Below are 15,573 nucleotides of genomic sequence, written 5' to 3'. Positions count from 1 at the left end.
GAATGGTGAATTTTCGCCCACAAGGCGATTGAGGGGTTTTATTGCCCACCAATTAGCTTTATCTTTCCCAAAGATAGAATTCGGGAAAACCAAATATGACGCTTCCTCCAAACGTTCATGACGCCGAACCCATCCCCGCAGCCGCCCGTGACGCCATCGACGCCCTGATGCAGTCGGGTGACCTGTTCCGCTATACCGCTCCGCAAGATGCCCCGGTCGCTCTGCTAGAAAGCGAGTTCGCCGAGTTACTGGGTACGAAATACGCGCTCGCGGTTTCGTCCTGTTCGGCCGCTTTGTTCCTGTCACTCAAAGCGTTGGGCCTGCCGCGCGACGCGCGGGTGCTGATCCCTGGCTTTACCTTTGCCGCCGTGCCGTCGTCGATCGTGCACGCTGATTGCATTCCGGTGCTGTGCGAAGTGGCCGAGAACTATCGCATCGACATGGCAGACTTCGCTGCCAAGCTGGACAGCGTTCAGGCGGTGATCATCAGCCACATGCGCGGGCATACGTCTGACATGGACGCGATCATGGCCCTATGCAACAAACGCGATATCCCGGTGATCGAGGACGCGGCCCATTCGCTAGGCACCACCTGGCATGGTCAGAACATCGGTACGATCGGCAAGGTCGGCTGTTTCTCGTTCCAGTCTTATAAGATGATCAACGCTGGCGAAGGTGGCATTCTGATCACCGACGACGCTGATCTGGTTGCCCGCGCCGTGATCATGTCGGGCGCCTATGAGCATAACTGGAAGAAACACAAAGGCCCGCACGGCGACAACTCGCCCGAGTTGGAGCAGGCCTTTGCCCGCTGGCAGAACCAGCTGCCGCTTTACAACCTGCGTATGAGCAACCTCAGCGCCGCCGTGATCCGCCCGCAGATCCCGGAACTGGCACGCCGCGTGCGTGACGGGTTGGCAAACCACGACTATGTGGCTGAGCGCCTGAACAGCTCGGATTACATCAACGTCCCTGCCCCGCTGACGCCCGAGCGCCGTGCACCGGATTCGATCCAGTTCAATCTGGTCGGGATGGATGAGGCCGAAATTCGTGCCTTTGCCGCCGCCTCTGAAGCGCGCGGCGTGAAGGTTCAGATCTTTGGTCTGAGCGAGGACAACGCGCGCGCCTTCTGGAACTGGCAATTCCTGCCTGAAAAGTTCGATCTGCCGCAGACGCGTGACATGCTGATGAAGGCTTGTGACGTGCGCCTGCCTGTTCGCCTGACACGCGAAGAGCTGGATATCATCGCCGATATCCTACTGGCCTCGGTCGGCGAAGTGACTGGTCCGGTTCCAGTCTACGGCACCTGACGGCTATTGCGGTTCTAGGTCGAACAGTTCAGTCGATAGAAACAGCGCTGTGACCCCCTCAGGGGTTGCAGCCACGCGCGAAAGGATTGCAGCGACCTGCGGGCCCTCGGGCGTATCCACCAAAAGCGGCGCACCGGAATCCCCCATCATTACAGGGCAAACTGCCAACAAAACCCCGCCCTGATACCGACGCGTTGGGCAGGCCTCGGTTTGACTGAGAACATGCGGCCGAACGCCGGGATATCCCGCGACAAAACCCGACGGATCAACAGCTGTCGCAATCGACAGATACCCGAAGTCCTGACCTATCGGTTCACTGAGTTCCAAAATCGCCCAATCCAGACCAGCGCGATCGTCGAACGCGCCGTCTGTGCCCTGTTCGGAATGCAGACGATACCCTGCCACCTCAGACACCGCAGCGGCTGATCCACGCTGATACCCGGCAGCAAACCGAATGCTGGAAGGCGGAATCCACCGCTGTCGAGGCGTGTTGTAAAGGCAGTGGGCTGCGGTCAGAACCAGCCGATCCGACACCAGTACACCGGTGCAATGAGACCTCTGATCCCTGCTTGCAAAGTTGATCCGCCCGATCGCGCGCCACGGCGGCTGGCTAGCATCCAGAATCTCGCGGCTGCGAACAGCATCACACCCGGCCCCGGATTGGCTGCCCAGCCTGCAGACCGGAGACCAATTTTCCGAATAAACGCCCTGCGACAGCGCGGGCTGCATCCAAAGTAGTGTAATACTCAGGACCAGCCAGCGCATCCCAGGCGCGGTCAGTTCAGCTTGGAGAGTTTCTGCTGCAGCTCGGCAAGCTGCTTCTTGATGTCGTCCAGGTCTTCCTTGGATTCCGGTTTGCCTTCGTCATCCTTGTCCGGCCCGGACCAATTGCCCGACAGACCACCGGTCATCGCCTTCAGAAAGGCCTGTTGCTGCGCCTGCATCGCCTCAAACCCCGGCATCTGAGACATCGGGTTCATCGCGTTCATGTTTTCCATCATCTTGCTTTGGCTTTCGCGCAGCATCTCGAACGAGCTTTGCAGGAATTGCGGCATCATCCCACCGCCTGGGATCATGTAGCTGCGAACCAGATCGTTAAGCACATTTACCGGCAGTACGTTTTCACCCCGGCTTTCATGTTCGGCAATGATCTGCAGCAGGTATTGCCGTGTCAAATCGTCCCCGGTTTTCAGATCGATGATCTGCACCTCACGCCCGTCGCGGATGAAGGCCGCGATATCTTCCAGCGTGACATAGTCGCTGGTCTCGGTGTTATACAGCCGACGGCTTGCATACCGTTTGATCAACAGTGGTTTTTCTTGTTCCGACACCGTTTGCCCTCCCCAAGGATGATGCGTTGCAGCAGAGATTATGCGAGCGCAGAACAAAAAGAAAGGGCAGGTCAAAGACCTGCCCTGTGCGATTGCACCCGTTGGGAGGATTGGGTGCGTGTCGCGGCCTTACTTATTTTGCAGTTGCAGCTTTCTTGGCAGCAGCTGTCACGTCGTTGGTTGCTTTCTGGACGGCAGCAGTTGCGTCTTCAGCAGCTTCTTTGCCTGCAGCCATCAGCAGCTCGACGGTTTCGGTCTGCAGTTTTTTCGCGATTTCAGCGAAGGCAGCCATGTTTTCAGCAGCAACTTCGGCCGAAGCGCTTGCGAAATCGGTGGCGGCTTTTGCGTAGTCGGCCGGCTCTGCCTTTGCTTTCGACATCTCGGTCAGTTTGGACAGGGTGTCCTTGGTCCATTTGTTCGAGATTTCAGCCGACTTTTCAGCGGCTTCCAGAGCAACGCCCGACAGCTTTTCGTTCAGCGAGGCGGTCGATTTGAAGGCACCTTCCAGAGCGGTGGTGTCAACAGGGAACGCACCCATCATTTCTTTCAGGGTCGCGGTAAAGTCTTGAGTCTTTGCCATTGTCCTAATCCTTATTGCCGAACCGGGCCCACCCCGGCTTTCATCAGCTTGAGGACAATATGAATGCTGCGCCGCAGCATTTCAAGTTTTTTCTTGCTGCGGCGCAGAATTTTTCAAGTTTCAAAATGAAATCAGCCGTTTGGATGGGCCACGACATAGGTACCCGGTGCGGGGGCCAAACGAGGATGTTTCGAATCACCGGTATCGCGGGCGGGCACCTGCTTGCCTGAACGCTTCTTCAGCCATGCCTCCCAGAGGGGCCACCAAGACCCTTCGTGGAACTCAGCCTCTTTCAGCCAAGTATCAGCATCCGCCTTCAGATCCGGGTTGGTGTAGTGCCCATATTTCTTCTTGCTGGGCGGATTGATGATGCCCGCGATATGGCCGGACTCTGACACCACAAAGGTCTTGTTCCGGGACCCCATTTTCTGGACGCCGCGATAACAGTCTTTCCACGCCGCGATGTGATCCGTTTCGCAGGTGATCGCCATCAGTGGTACATCCACGTCGCTGAGTTTAAGCTTGTGACCGAACAGCTCGAACCCGTCGGTGGCGAATTCGTTGCGCTGGCACAAGCCGCGCAGATACTCGACCGTCATTCTAGCAGGAAGGTTAGCCCCGTCGCCGTTCCAGAACAGCAGATCAAAGGCCGGAGGCACCTCCCCCAGCATGTAGCTGCGGATTGCCGGGCCGTAGACCAAATCGCGCGAGCGCAGAAAGGACATGGTTCGCGCCATGATCCATGATCGCAGCACACCCTCTTTGTTCACTTCTTCCTCGATCCCGTCGATAAAGTCGTTCTGCAGGAACGGTGTGAACTCACCCTGTTCGGAAAAGTCGGTCAGAGCTGTAAACAGGGTGGCAGACTTGACCGATTTATCGCCGCGCTGTTTCATCAACGCCAAAGTCAGGCTCAGCGTAGTGCCCGCGATACAATATCCGATGGCATTGACCTGTTTGACCTTGCAGATCTTCTTGACCTCTTCGATCGCGGTCAGGAAGCCGTCCTGAATATAGTCTTCCATGCCGGTATCGGCGTAGCTTTCATCAGGATTGACCCAGCTAACAACAAACAGGGTATAGCCCTGTTCGGTCACCCATTTGATCAGACTGTTCTGCGCCTTCAGGTCCAGAATGTAGAATTTGTTGATCCAGGGCGGAAACAGGATGATCGGCGTTTCATGAACTGTTTCGGTTACGGGCTTGTACTGGATCAGCTCCATCATACGGTTGCGATAGACCACATCCCCTGGCGTCGTCGCCAAATTGCCACCGACTTCGAACGCGCTTTCGTCCGCCAGTTTCACCACCAACTCGCCATCGTTGGCTTCAAGGTCCGAGACGAGGTTTTCAAGCCCCTGGATCAGCGACTGGCCTTCGGTTTCGACAGCCTTTTGCAGCGCGTCCGGGTTTGTCGCCAGGAAGTTCGTGGGCGCCATCATGTCGACAATCTGCTGCGAGAAATACCGCAGGCGCCGTTTGTCTTTAGCGTCCAGATCCTCGACCGAGGCGACCGCCTGGGCGATGGCTTCTGAATTGGTTTGGTATTGCTGTCGGATCAGGCGAAAATACGGGTTGGTTTCCCAAAGGGGGTTGGAAAACCGCTTGTCAGTGGGCTTGAATTCCTCGTCATCAACCTCGCCCTTTGTCAGCGCCTGCTGCGCTTCGGCGAAGTTCAGAACCGACTTTCCCCAGTATTCTATTTGCTGCTCCAACAGCTTGGCGGGATTTTGCCAAGCATCGGCCCAATAAGCCGTTGCTGCTCGTGCGAAAAGCTCTTGATTCGGGCCGTCCAAAGCGGGTGTGTGCGGCTTTTTAACAGCCATAACATCAATTAGCCGCTTCGAGAGTTCCTCGACCTTGTCCATATTTTCTTTAAGGCGTTCAATGTTTTCTTCTGTCAATTCTGGCATCTGGTCTTCACTTGTTGTCATTTTAACAATTCCCCCCTAACCTCGCTGCTATGCAGAATAACGTCGTGTGTCTCGGGGGGCAAAGCGGCGAATAGTCCGAATAAAAACAGGCTGACACGCAGGAGGCCCCTTTTTCATGCGCTACATGATGACTTACGACTTGATGGAAACGGTGCGCAACACCAACCAATGGATGGGCGCAACTGCCAGCGCCATTGCATCTTACCCCATGTTCTCGATGGTTCCCAACCCCGCATTCAGCATGATGGCCGCCTGGGGCGAAGTGACCGAGCGCACTTTCCAACGCATGATCGTCAAACCTGACTGGGGCATCCGCACCTTTACCTGCGAGGACGGCAAAGACCATTTGGTCGATGTCACCACCGTCGTCGAACGCCCCTTTGGTGATCTGGTTCATTTCCGTGTGAACGGCCGCGAAGAACAGCCTCGCAAGGTTCTGCTGGTTGCGCCGATGTCGGGGCACTATGCCACGCTGCTGCGATCGACTGTAAAAAGCCTGCTGGTCAATTGCGAAGTTTACATCACAGATTGGCATAATGCGCGCGACATTCCCGTTTCCGAAGGCAAGTTCGATGTTGAGGACTATACCCTCTATCTTGTCGATTTTATGAAAGAGCTTGGCCCGGACACGCATGTTGTCGCCGTCTGCCAACCCGCACCTCTGACGCTGGCCGCGACCGCCTATCTGGCCGAGGTCGAGCCCAAGGCGCAACCCAGCACGCTGACTCTGATCGGCGGCCCGGTTGATCCGGACGCCACCCCGACCGACGTGACCGACTTTGGCCGTCGTGTCACAATGGGCCAGTTGGAAGAAACCATGATCCAGCGCGTCGGCTTCAAATACAAAGGCGTAGGCCGTATGGTTTATCCTGGCCTCTTGCAGCTGGCTTCGTTCATGTCGATGAACGCCGATCGCCACTCCAAGGCGTTTTCGGACCAGATCCAGCGCGTGATGCGCGATGAGGCATCGGATCACGATGCGCACAACAGGTTCTACGATGAATACCTCGCCGTCATGGATATGACCGCCGAGTTTTACCTGTCCACGGTCGAGCGTGTCTTCAAAAACGGCGAGATCGCGAAGAACGAATTCGTGGTCGCGGGCCACAAGGTCGATATCGGCAAAATCACGGATGTTGCCGTCAAAACGGTCGAAGGCGCCAATGATGACATCTCGGCTCCGGGCCAGTGCATCGCGGCACTGAACCTGTGCACCGGCCTTCCGGATACCAAAAAAGCCAGTCACGTTGAACCCGGCGCCGGTCACTATGGCATCTTTGCGGGGCGCAGCTGGCGCGACAATATCCGACCGCTGGTGATCGACTTCATGAACGCCAATTCGCGCAAATCATCGCGCCGCGCCGCCAACAGCAACAAGGTGGCCTGATTTCGATGCGCAGGAGAGCGGTCGAAGAAATGCCATTCTCCTGCACTTGCGGCACCCTGAGCGGGCACATCACGCCTAGCGGAGTGCAAACCGGCACCCATGTCTCCTGCTATTGCCATGATTGCCGCGCAGCTCAGCTGTATTTCGGACAACCCGACCCGGCCCCCGGCCCCGTCGACATTCTACAGATGAGCCCGGAAGACATCAGAATCGACAGCGGCGCAGAACATCTTGCGTTGATGCAGCTGAGCCCAAAGGGAATGCTGAGGTGGTACGCGGATTGCTGCAATGCGCCGATCGCGACGACGTCGCGTACGGCAAAGTTTCCCTTCGCCGGATTCATCGTCAAACGCATCGCTGATCCCGGCCCTCTTGGTCCGGTCACCACCCGTGGCTTTGTTCCGAAGCCGGATGGGAAGCAGTCGCACGACAAAATACGTTTTGCTGCGGTAGGGCTGTTGTCGCGTCTGATGAAATCCTGGACGTCAGGCAATTGGAGGAACACACCGTTCTTCAATATCGACAGCGGCGACCCTGTGGTGCCCCCGAAGATCCTCAGCAAGTCTGAGCGCGCGAAGTATTACACATAAGCTGCCCGTGCGGGTGCACGCAGCCATTCGGTCAGAGCGTCATTGACTTCGTGGGGCGTTTCCAGTGTCGGCAGATGCCCGGCACCCTCAACAACTTTCAACACGGCGCCGGGGATTAGGTCCGCCATGAACGCGTGTTTTCGTTGCGGCGTCAGCGTGTCATATGCGCCGCACAAAACTAGCGTCGGCACATTGATGCGCCGCAACTCACCCTGTTGGTCCGGGCGTCGCTGCAGAGCGCGAATTTGACGTTCGAACACCGCTGGTCCCAGATCCAACGCCATTTCAATCAGGGTGTTGAGGATGGGAATGCGCTTTGCCCCGGGGGCCAACGTGTCAGACCCAATGATCCGCCGCATCACGTCCTCAAGCCGCCCCGCTTTTGCCCCAACCAATAGCTCCTCGCGCGCGGCGGCCAGTTGCGGCGTATCGGCCTGCGCATCCGAAGCCATAAGGCACAGGCGCGACACCCGGTTCGGCGCCCGGCGGATAAGCTCCAGCGCCACCACACCGCCCATGCCAAGCCCGCCCAGCGCAAAGCGATGCGGCAACTGGTCCAGCAGGGCTGAGGTGATTTCTTCGATCCGCTCCCCCAGCGATACCGGCGCAACCATCACCGCGCGCTGGCGCGACAGGCAATTGATCTGGGGTTCAAAAATCCGTGCGTCGCACATCATTTCGGGCAGTAAAACCAGCGGCTCGATCACGCGGGGCCTCGTAAAATTCGACCTTTTCGGCCTGTACTCTTTGTAAACAGGATGCGGGGTTTTGCGGTTTCGGGCAAGTTAAACTTCAGGGATAATTGATGCCCCGGAACGAAGGGAAGTCCGCGTATCTCTGGCGCCGCAACAACATGTCCTCGTGCGGCTCGGCCCCCGGACGCAACAAACAGCCGCGCGGCACGATGTAACTGTCAATCCGGCGGAGCGGCTTGGGCCTCCAGACAAGGTTGAAGGCGCAGAGTTTGGGAAAGAACCAGATTTCGGAATAGTCCAAATGGTCGTGCATCCACCACGCCAAATCGCGCCAATCCCGTCCGGTTTCATACTGATCGGCAAACCACGGTAGAACGATCGAGGCGCCCGCGATACGGGCATCGCCCTCGCCCCGGTCCCAGATATGACATTCCAGCGGGTGGTCGTTCCGGGCGCAGTTCAGGCGGTTTTCATTCCCGAACCGGTTCAGTGAAGGTGAACGATAACCTGACCGAACCGCGACGCGCCCAAAGGTTTCCTCAAGCGGGTCCAACAGGGTTTGGCAAAACGCTCGGCCGGTTTCGACGGCCAGATCAGGATTGTCGGGAAGGTTCTGTTTTTCATGAAAATTCCCAATCTCGGAGTACAGAAAATCCCGCATGAAGAAATGCCGGGACAGGCGTACGCGGCCAAGTGTTTCAAGGCTCCACATGCTGCCCGGCTTGCGCATCGCTACTCGACTCCAATCCCTTTGAGCCAGCCCAGAATGCCCGACACAGTCGCATCTGTCTGCCCCGGAGACATCAACCGCCCTGCGACCACATGTGACGAGGGATCATCCCCCGGCCCCATCGTCACCAGATTGACCGTGGACGGGCCACCCCATGCCTCGGCCACCTTATGGGTCTTGTCTGGCCGAACCACCTGATCGTCATCCGAGAACCAGAACAGCGCCGGCACCTGCGCGCCCGAGAAATCCAGCGCATAGACCGTTTCAACGAGCACGGTCATAGGCACGACGGCCTCCCATGGGTAGACTGATGTCCAATACTTGTTCTTTTCGGGATCCGGGCCAGAAACGTCGCGCTCCTCTCCCATCACCAAAGGCAGCCAATCCCGCGCCCAAGGTAGAGCAGGAAGCCACGCGCCGGGTGTGTTCACTCCGAAGTTGGGCGAGACGAAGATCATCGCCGCCACGTCCTGACTTAGGTCTGAGTCCAACGCGGCGGCTGCAGCAAGCGTGCCACCGGTCGAGGTGGACATGACCACAACCTTGTCCCCCACAGCCCGCGCTGCGGCCAATCCTTCAGCCATATCCTGCATCCAGCCCGAGGCCGTTGCCTCGGCCATTGCGGCGCCATCCCGCCCGTGACCCAGTAACCGCGTATAGACCAGATTGGCCCCAAGCGCGTCAGCTACACGATCCGGCACCGGGCGAATTTCTTCGGACGAAGCCGAAAACCCGTGCACGTAGAGAACCGAGATCGGCGTGCGCTGCTCCTTGAACCCATCCTGCCAGACAACCCGTTTCTCAACGCCGGGGACGATGTCATCGAAGGCGGATTCCGTGCTTTCGAAATATACCTGAACCCCCTCACCGAATTTGCGCGGCTCAAAGCGCGGGTGCAGGTCGACCTCCTCACGCGGCCCAAACCAATAGATCAGCCCGCCAAGAACAATCAGCACCAACAGAAGACGACCAAGTATCCATCCAAAGCGCTGCATCAGGATGCCTCGATCACTTCGAGCACCGCATTTTCGATCAATCCCAAGCACGGACCGTCCGAGAAACGATGGTCAGCATCCTTGACCAGTAACAAGCGCATGTCATCCCCACTGGCATGGCCCAGCAAACACACGGCCGTTTCAGTCGTCACCGCCGTATCTGCTGTACCCTGCAGGAACCGCACGGGAAATGGCAACTCCAGCGCATCGCGCAACACCAGCTGTTGCCGACCATCTTCGATCATCCGTTTGGTGATGATGTAAGGCTCCATGTAATCCGAGGGCAATTCGACATGGCCGACGGTATCCAAAGCCGCTTTTTGTTCATCACTGAACGACGCCCAATAGCCGTCTTCGGTAAAGTCCGGCGCGGCCGCGATGGTGACCATCCCCGCAATCCGCTCGGGCATCGCCTTGGCCAGCAACAGCGCCTGCCACCCGCCCATGGACGAACCAACAACGATCAGCGGCCCGGCGGTTAGCTCTGATACGGCGGCCACCGTGTCCTGATGCCAGTCGCCGATGCACCCTTCTTCGAACGTGCCCGAGCTTTCGCCATGACCGGAGTAATCGAACCGCAGAAAAGCCTGCTCGCGTGCCTTTGCCCAAGCCTCAAGATGCACCGCCTTGGTGCCCTCCATATCCGACTTGAGGCCGCCAAGGAAAACGATGGTCGGACCAGTGCCTTCGCTTTTGTGATAGGCCAACCGCCGTCCTTGCCGTGTTTCCAGAAATTCCGTCGCTGCCATGAAACCCTCTTTCTGTTTGAGGGATATCATGCACGCTAGCCCGGTGGTCGCAATTGCCGAATTCAGCCGTCCCGCAGCGTAAGCGCCATGACCTTCCACTCTTGACAGGCAAAGTTGCACCTGCCAGATGAGCCGCACACACATAACCCGCAACCGGGCGTTCAGTGGGCGCCAAACCGACGAGGAGAGCCGATATGGCCCTGGATTCAAAATCCGTCTCTCTCACTTTTCCCGATGGCAATGCACGTTCCTATGACGCAGGGGTTACGCCCGCGCAGGTGGCTGCCGATATCTCAACCTCGCTAGCCAAAAAGGCCATTTCGGCCACAGTGAACGGCCAGCACTGGGACCTGCAGTGGCCCATCGATGCAGATGCCAATATCGCCATCCACACCATGAAGGATGAAGAACAGGCCAATGAGCTGATCCGCCACGATCTGGCCCATGTCATGGCCCGTGCTGTGCAGGAAATCTGGCCCGCGACCAAAGTTACCATCGGCCCCGTCATCGAGAACGGCTGGTACTATGACTTTGACCGCGAAGAGCCGTTCACGCCCGAAGATCTCGGCCTCATCGAGAAAAAGATGAAAGAGATCATCAACAAGCGTGATCCCGTCACCACCGAGGTGTGGGACCGTCAGCGCGCGATCGAGTTCTACAAGGCCAACAATGAGCCCTACAAGGTCGAGCTGATCGAAGCGATCCCCGGCGACGAACCCCTGCGCATGTACTGGCATGGCCATTGGCAAGACCTGTGCCGTGGCCCGCACCTGCAGCACACCGGCCAACTGCCCGGCGACGCGTTCAAACTGATGTCCATCGCGGGTGCCTATTGGCGCGGCGACAGCGACCGCGCCATGCTGCAACGCATCTACGGCGTGGCGTTCACCGGCAAAGAAAAGCTGAAAGCGCACCTGCATATGCTGGAAGAGGCTGCCAAGCGCGACCACCGCAAGCTGGGCCGTGAGATGAACTTGTTCCACATGCAGGAAGAGGCTCCGGGCCAAATCTTCTGGCACCCGAACGGCTGGAAAATCTACACCACCCTGCAGGACTATATGCGCCGGATGCAGGAGCGTGACGGCTATGTCGAGGTGAACACCCCGCAGGTCGTTGATCGCAAATTGTGGGAGGCCTCGGGCCACTGGGACAAATACCAGGAAAACATGTTCATCGTCGAAGTCGACGAAGAGCATGCCCGCGAAAAGGCGATCAACGCGCTGAAGCCAATGAACTGTCCGTGCCACGTGCAGGTGTTCAATCAGGGTTTGAAGTCCTATCGCGACCTGCCTCTGCGGATGGCCGAGTTTGGCTCCTGCGCACGCTATGAACCCTCGGGCGCGCTGCACGGGATCATGCGAGTGCGTGGCTTTACGCAAGATGATGGCCACATCTTCTGTGCCGAGGATCAGATCGAATCCGAGACCGCCAAGTTCATCGCCTTCCTGTCCAAGGTCTACGCCGATCTGGGCTTCCATGACTGGACGATCAAGCTGTCCACCCGTCCGGAAAAGCGTATCGGCTCAGATGAAAGCTGGGATCTGGTCGAAAAAGCCCTTGGCGATGCCTGTAAGGCCGCCGGGTACGACTATGAGATCCTTGAAGGCGAAGGCGCGTTCTATGGACCCAAGCTGGAGTTCACCCTGACCGATGCGATCGGCCGGACCTGGCAATGCGGCACGCTGCAGGTTGACCCCAACCTGCCTGAACGTCTGGACGCAAGCTTTATCGGCGCAGATGGTGCCAAGCACCGCCCGTTCATGCTGCACAGGGCAACGCTGGGGTCGTTTGAACGCTTCATCGGTATCTTGATAGAGGAACACGCCGGTAAGCTGCCCTTCTGGCTAGCCCCACGTCAGGTCGTTGTCGCCTCGATCACGTCCGAGGCGGATGACTATGTGCTGGAAGTCGTTGAAACCCTCAAGGCTGCAGGTGTCCGCGCCGAGGCGGATATCCGCAACGAGAAGATCAACTACAAGGTCCGCGAACATTCGGTCGGTAAAGTGCCGGTTATTCTGGCCGTCGGCCACCGCGAGGTCGAGGAACGCACCGTCAGCGTCCGGCGCCTGGGTGAAAAACAGACGCAGGTTCAGTCGCTTGAGGCTGTAACAAATGAGCTGTCGAAAGCGGCAACCCCGCCGGACCTGCTGTAACATTAGGCGGTAATTCGCCCTATATCCGGCCCCGAATTAGGGGCCGGATTGAAACAATTTCCCTTTTTCTTTTCAAAAACAATTTGTTAACCTTCAAGAGGGCATAGCATGTCCTGACGGGGTTGTGAGACACGGGCTCGTGAATTCAACTGCAGCCCTGCAAGCACTACCTTTGTCATTGTCACAAGCAGACATACGCAGTCATCAAAAGGGATTACCGAGATGTCGAACACCGCAAAAACACTGGTTATCGCAAGCGCAGTCGCAGCCGCCGTTTCGGGCGCCGCAACCACTGCCACAGCACAAGCCAAAGAGAAATGCTACGGCGTATCGCTGGCCGGTCAGAACGACTGCGCCGCTGGCCCCGGCACCACCTGTGCGGGCACCTCGACCGTCGACTATCAGGGCAACGCCTGGACTCTGGTTGACGCAGGCACCTGCGCCGATATTGAGCTGCCGGACAACCGCAAAGGCTCGCTGGAACCGCTGGACCGCGACCTGCCGGCATAAGCCCAAGCTTTCAAGAACCGAAGGGGCGGGCATATCGCCCGCCTCTTTTTCGTGATCGGAGAGCACGCACATGTTGGATCATACGACCAGACCGAACAATCTGCCGGCCGCGCCGGGTGTAGGCTACAAACCCCAGCACTTTGCGCAGATTCTGGACCACGCCAACCCGGTCGCATGGCTTGAGATTCACGCTGAGAATTACATGGGCGATGGTGGTCGTCCCATTGCACAACTGCGCCACCTGTCCGAACAATTCCCGATTTCCGTCCATGGCGTCGGCCTGTCGATCGGCGGCGAAGGCCCGCTGGACGCGGATCATCTGGCCCGTCTGAAACATCTGGTCGGTTGGCTGAACCCTGCCAGCTTTTCCGAGCATCTGGCCTGGTCAACCCATGACAGCCATTTCCTGAACGACCTGCTGCCCCTGCCCTATACCGACACCACGCTGGCGCGCATCTGCGATCACATCGATCAGGTGCAGGACACCGTCGGGCGGCAGATGCTGCTCGAAAACCCCTCCAGCTATCTGGCGTTCGAGGAAAGCACATGGTCCGAGCCGGACTTCCTGCGCGAGATTGCCCGCCGCACGGGCTGCGGCCTGTTGCTGGACGTGAACAACGTCTTTGTCTCGGCCACCAATCTGGATTTCTCACCGCAGGGCTATATCGACGCCTACCCGCTGGACAAAGTGGGCGAAATTCACCTGGGCGGTCATGATGAGGACGAAGACGACCACGGCCACCCTCTGCTGATCGACAGCCACGGGCGTGAGGTGGTCGACCCGGTCTGGGCTTTGCTGGATTACGTTCTGGAACGCTCGGGCCCGAAACCGGTGCTGATCGAATGGGACACGGATGTGCCCGATTGGCCTATTCTGCGGGCCGAGGCAGATCGCGCGCAGGCGGCATTGGACCGCATCCCGGCATGAGCGTATCGCAAACAACCTTCCACACAGCATTGCTGGACCCGTCTGCAGCTATCCCCGAGGGGTTGCTGGACGCCGACGCGCAGCCCGCCGGACGCCGGTTCAGCGTGTACCGCAACAATGTGGCCGTCTCCCTGACCGAGGCGATGCATCAGGCCTTTCCTGTGATCACCAAGCTTTTGGGGCCGCAGAACATGGATGGTTTGTCAGGGATATTCCTGCGCAAACATCCACCCGCGTCCCCACTGATGATGTTCTACGGAGAAGCATTTCCGGATTTCCTGAGCGGAATGGAACAGCTATCCCATCTGGGCTACTTGCCCGACGTCGCACGTTTGGAGCTGGCGCTGCGCCGGTCATACCACGCAGCCGATAGCATACCCGCCCCGGCCGAGGCTCTGGCCGTGCCGCCGGAAGACATCATGCGGGCACGGCTTGGGTTTGCCCCGTCGATGCAGGTTCTGGATTCGGATTGGCCGATCTTTTCGGTCTGGCGCTTTAACACTGAAGAAGATGCGCCCAAACCCACGCCCGGACCCGAGGCCGTTCTGATCACCCGACCTGAGTACGACCCGGCCCCGCACCTGCTGCCCGAAGGCGGCGCGCATTGGCTCGCGGGCCTGCAGGCCGGACAAACCATTGGTGACGCGTTTGAAAAAACTGTGGCCAAATTCCCCGATTTTGACCTTGGGGCCACTCTGGCGCTGCTTTTACAAGGCGGCGCAATAACCTCTGTGACTATCGAAAGGCTGGCGACATGACTGCCCTGATCTCATTGCACAACAACACCCTGGGACGGTTGGAAATGACCGCCGGCTGGTTGACACCAACCCTGGCTCGGGTGGTCTTTGCGGCGACGTTGCTGATTTATTACTGGAACTCGGCGATGACAAAGCTGGGCAGCGGCTTCTTCGGGTTCCTCCGCCCCTCAGACGGGGCCTATGTGCAGATCTTTCCCAAAGCGATGGAAGCGGTCAGCTATGACAGCTCGCAACTGGGTATCGTTCATTGGGCCATTGCCGTTGCAGGGACCTGGGCTGAATTCCTGCTGCCCGCGCTGATCGTCGTCGGCCTGCTGTCGCGCTTTGCCGCATTGGGTATGGTTGCGTTTGTCTGGGTTCAGACGATCGTGGACGTCAACGGGCATGGCACCGAACTGGGCAGCTACTTCACCAACGCCGTGAGCTTGCTGGATGACCGGACGCTGTGGACCTTCCTGCTGCTGGTGATCGTAATCAACGGAGCTGGCCCCCTGTCACTGGATCGTATCCTGCGCATCAAGTGATCTAGAAATGTGCCTTGGGCTCGTCCGGTTTACCCGCGGCCAGCCCAAGGAGGCCTGCCACTGCTGCAAAGGTCACCGGGAACATGGTGAAGACATTAAAGCCAAAGGCATAATACATCCCGGTCGCTGAGATCAGCAACAACACCCCTCCGACCAGAGCCCGCGCATGAGCCATTGCGCCACCGGCGATAGCCAGCAAGGGCGCCATGATCGACATGGCCTGAATCAGCCCCGGGTTTTCCGACTGCTCCAGCAGGCCGTCAATCTCTCCGACATATTCGATCAGTTCGATACGGCCATATCCGAAAAAGCCCACGATCATCCCGATCAGACCGGCGATGACACCCAGAATCATAGCTGCGTTGCGCATTCAAAACCCTCTAACTAGCGACAATTCAC

The 15,573-nt window shown here is 58.2% G+C and carries 17 protein-coding genes; 8 read left to right on the top strand and 9 right to left on the bottom strand.

From position 1 onward, the window contains the following. The first annotated feature begins 95 nt into the window (after nucleotides 1–95). The gene (locus ACXAGD_RS05110) at nucleotides 96–1,310 is read left to right on the top strand and encodes a DegT/DnrJ/EryC1/StrS family aminotransferase (protein WP_475208879.1); all 1,215 of its coding nucleotides are present in this window, start codon (nucleotides 96–98) and stop codon (nucleotides 1,308–1,310) included. 3 nt (nucleotides 1,311–1,313) lie between these two features. Here ACXAGD_RS05110 and ACXAGD_RS05105 read toward each other — a convergent pair whose 3' ends face one another. The 4 genes from ACXAGD_RS05105 to ACXAGD_RS05090 form a co-directional block, all read right to left on the bottom strand. Beyond that, the gene (locus ACXAGD_RS05105; protein ID WP_475208878.1) at nucleotides 1,314–2,075 is read right to left on the bottom strand and encodes a trypsin-like serine peptidase; all 762 of its coding nucleotides are present in this window, start codon (nucleotides 2,073–2,075) and stop codon (nucleotides 1,314–1,316) included. A gap of 11 nt (nucleotides 2,076–2,086) precedes the next feature. Then, nucleotides 2,087–2,641: a polyhydroxyalkanoate synthesis repressor PhaR gene (phaR, locus tag ACXAGD_RS05100; RefSeq protein WP_475208877.1), complete on the bottom strand. Its 555-nt coding sequence runs from the start codon at nucleotides 2,639–2,641 to the stop codon at nucleotides 2,087–2,089. A gap of 133 nt (nucleotides 2,642–2,774) precedes the next feature. Further along, nucleotides 2,775–3,221, bottom strand: a complete 447-nt coding sequence (locus ACXAGD_RS05095) for a phasin family protein (RefSeq protein ID WP_475208876.1) — start codon at nucleotides 3,219–3,221, stop codon at nucleotides 2,775–2,777. A gap of 131 nt (nucleotides 3,222–3,352) precedes the next feature. Then, on the bottom strand, nucleotides 3,353–5,155 hold the full coding sequence (locus ACXAGD_RS05090; RefSeq protein WP_475208875.1) for a PHA/PHB synthase family protein: 1,803 nt from the start codon (nucleotides 5,153–5,155) through the stop codon (nucleotides 3,353–3,355). A gap of 115 nt (nucleotides 5,156–5,270) precedes the next feature. Between ACXAGD_RS05090 and phaZ the strand changes: the two genes are divergently transcribed. Next, nucleotides 5,271–6,542, top strand: a complete 1,272-nt coding sequence (gene phaZ, locus ACXAGD_RS05085) for a polyhydroxyalkanoate depolymerase (RefSeq protein WP_475208874.1) — start codon at nucleotides 5,271–5,273, stop codon at nucleotides 6,540–6,542. Nucleotides 6,543–6,547: 5 nt separating this feature from the next. Continuing rightward, the gene (locus ACXAGD_RS05080) at nucleotides 6,548–7,132 is read left to right on the top strand and encodes a DUF6151 family protein (RefSeq protein WP_475208873.1); all 585 of its coding nucleotides are present in this window, start codon (nucleotides 6,548–6,550) and stop codon (nucleotides 7,130–7,132) included. On the opposite strand, the gene ACXAGD_RS05075 is transcribed toward ACXAGD_RS05080, so the two are convergent. From ACXAGD_RS05075 to ACXAGD_RS05060, 4 genes are all read right to left on the bottom strand, one after another. After that, nucleotides 7,123–7,839, bottom strand: coding sequence for an alpha/beta fold hydrolase (locus tag ACXAGD_RS05075; RefSeq protein ID WP_475208871.1), 717 nt, complete (start codon nucleotides 7,837–7,839; stop codon nucleotides 7,123–7,125). The two genes, ACXAGD_RS05080 and ACXAGD_RS05075, sit on opposite strands and share 10 nt — an antisense overlap. 85 nt (nucleotides 7,840–7,924) lie before the next feature. Continuing rightward, nucleotides 7,925–8,539, bottom strand: coding sequence for a hypothetical protein (locus ACXAGD_RS05070; RefSeq protein WP_475212497.1), 615 nt, complete (start codon nucleotides 8,537–8,539; stop codon nucleotides 7,925–7,927). A 20-nt stretch (nucleotides 8,540–8,559) separates the two neighbouring features. Next, entirely contained in the window at nucleotides 8,560–9,552 is a 993-nt protein-coding gene (locus ACXAGD_RS05065; RefSeq protein ID WP_475208870.1) for an alpha/beta hydrolase, read from the bottom strand. After that, complete coding sequence (locus ACXAGD_RS05060; protein ID WP_475208869.1) at nucleotides 9,552–10,301, bottom strand: alpha/beta fold hydrolase; 750 nt, start codon at nucleotides 10,299–10,301, stop codon at nucleotides 9,552–9,554. Before ACXAGD_RS05060 ends, ACXAGD_RS05065 begins: the two co-directional genes overlap by 1 nt. Before the next feature lie 194 nt (nucleotides 10,302–10,495). Here ACXAGD_RS05060 and thrS point away from each other — a divergent pair, with 194 nt between their 5' ends. The 5 genes from thrS to ACXAGD_RS05035 all read left to right on the top strand — a co-directional run bounded on the left by thrS (nucleotide 10,496) and on the right by ACXAGD_RS05035 (nucleotide 15,174). Beyond that, nucleotides 10,496–12,454: a threonine--tRNA ligase gene (gene thrS, locus ACXAGD_RS05055; RefSeq protein WP_475208868.1), complete on the top strand. Its 1,959-nt coding sequence runs from the start codon at nucleotides 10,496–10,498 to the stop codon at nucleotides 12,452–12,454. Between the two features lie 222 nt (nucleotides 12,455–12,676). Then, nucleotides 12,677–12,964 carry a BufA1 family periplasmic bufferin-type metallophore gene (locus ACXAGD_RS05050; RefSeq protein ID WP_170325388.1) on the top strand — a complete coding sequence of 96 codons (288 nt, stop codon included), beginning with the start codon at nucleotides 12,677–12,679 and terminating at the stop codon, nucleotides 12,962–12,964. Nucleotides 12,965–13,034: 70 nt separating this feature from the next. Next, a complete protein-coding gene (bufB, locus tag ACXAGD_RS05045) occupies nucleotides 13,035–13,892 on the top strand; it encodes an MNIO family bufferin maturase (protein ID WP_475208867.1) in 858 nt (285 codons plus the stop codon). Beyond that, on the top strand, nucleotides 13,889–14,650 hold the full coding sequence (locus tag ACXAGD_RS05040) for an HvfC/BufC family peptide modification chaperone (RefSeq protein WP_475208866.1): 762 nt from the start codon (nucleotides 13,889–13,891) through the stop codon (nucleotides 14,648–14,650). The genes bufB and ACXAGD_RS05040 overlap by 4 nt, the downstream gene beginning before the upstream one ends. Then, a complete protein-coding gene (locus tag ACXAGD_RS05035; protein WP_475208865.1) occupies nucleotides 14,647–15,174 on the top strand; it encodes a DoxX family protein in 528 nt (175 codons plus the stop codon). The genes ACXAGD_RS05040 and ACXAGD_RS05035 overlap by 4 nt, the downstream gene beginning before the upstream one ends. A gap of 1 nt (nucleotide 15,175) precedes the next feature. Here ACXAGD_RS05035 and ACXAGD_RS05030 read toward each other — a convergent pair whose 3' ends face one another. Beyond that, on the bottom strand, nucleotides 15,176–15,544 hold the full coding sequence (locus tag ACXAGD_RS05030; protein WP_475208864.1) for a hypothetical protein: 369 nt from the start codon (nucleotides 15,542–15,544) through the stop codon (nucleotides 15,176–15,178). Nucleotides 15,545–15,573: the final 29 nt, after the last annotated feature.

Source organism: Ruegeria sp. ABF4_144 (assembly GCF_056160045.1).
This window is presented reverse-complemented; position numbering and strand designations above follow the sequence as displayed.

What these genes read in the sequence shown, in the direction of transcription:
- bufB (WP_475208867.1), top strand. Translation starts at nt 13,035, where the DNA reads ATGTTGGATCATACGACCAGACCGAACAATCTGCCGGCCGCGCCGGGT.
- thrS (WP_475208868.1), top strand. Translation starts at nt 10,496, where the DNA reads ATGGCCCTGGATTCAAAATCCGTCTCTCTCACTTTTCCCGATGGCAAT.
- ACXAGD_RS05065 (WP_475208870.1), bottom strand. Translation starts at nt 9,552, where the DNA reads ATGCAGCGCTTTGGATGGATACTTGGTCGTCTTCTGTTGGTGCTGATT.
- ACXAGD_RS05080 (WP_475208873.1), top strand. Translation starts at nt 6,548, where the DNA reads ATGCGCAGGAGAGCGGTCGAAGAAATGCCATTCTCCTGCACTTGCGGC.
- phaZ (WP_475208874.1), top strand. Translation starts at nt 5,271, where the DNA reads ATGCGCTACATGATGACTTACGACTTGATGGAAACGGTGCGCAACACC.
- ACXAGD_RS05095 (WP_475208876.1), bottom strand. Translation starts at nt 3,221, where the DNA reads ATGGCAAAGACTCAAGACTTTACCGCGACCCTGAAAGAAATGATGGGT.
- ACXAGD_RS05030 (WP_475208864.1), bottom strand. Translation starts at nt 15,544, where the DNA reads ATGCGCAACGCAGCTATGATTCTGGGTGTCATCGCCGGTCTGATCGGG.
- ACXAGD_RS05035 (WP_475208865.1), top strand. Translation starts at nt 14,647, where the DNA reads ATGACTGCCCTGATCTCATTGCACAACAACACCCTGGGACGGTTGGAA.
- ACXAGD_RS05060 (WP_475208869.1), bottom strand. Translation starts at nt 10,301, where the DNA reads ATGGCAGCGACGGAATTTCTGGAAACACGGCAAGGACGGCGGTTGGCC.
- ACXAGD_RS05105 (WP_475208878.1), bottom strand. Translation starts at nt 2,075, where the DNA reads ATGCGCTGGCTGGTCCTGAGTATTACACTACTTTGGATGCAGCCCGCG.
- ACXAGD_RS05090 (WP_475208875.1), bottom strand. Translation starts at nt 5,155, where the DNA reads ATGACAACAAGTGAAGACCAGATGCCAGAATTGACAGAAGAAAACATT.
- ACXAGD_RS05050 (WP_170325388.1), top strand. Translation starts at nt 12,677, where the DNA reads ATGTCGAACACCGCAAAAACACTGGTTATCGCAAGCGCAGTCGCAGCC.
- ACXAGD_RS05040 (WP_475208866.1), top strand. Translation starts at nt 13,889, where the DNA reads ATGAGCGTATCGCAAACAACCTTCCACACAGCATTGCTGGACCCGTCT.
- ACXAGD_RS05070 (WP_475212497.1), bottom strand. Translation starts at nt 8,539, where the DNA reads ATGTGGAGCCTTGAAACACTTGGCCGCGTACGCCTGTCCCGGCATTTC.
- ACXAGD_RS05110 (WP_475208879.1), top strand. Translation starts at nt 96, where the DNA reads ATGACGCTTCCTCCAAACGTTCATGACGCCGAACCCATCCCCGCAGCC.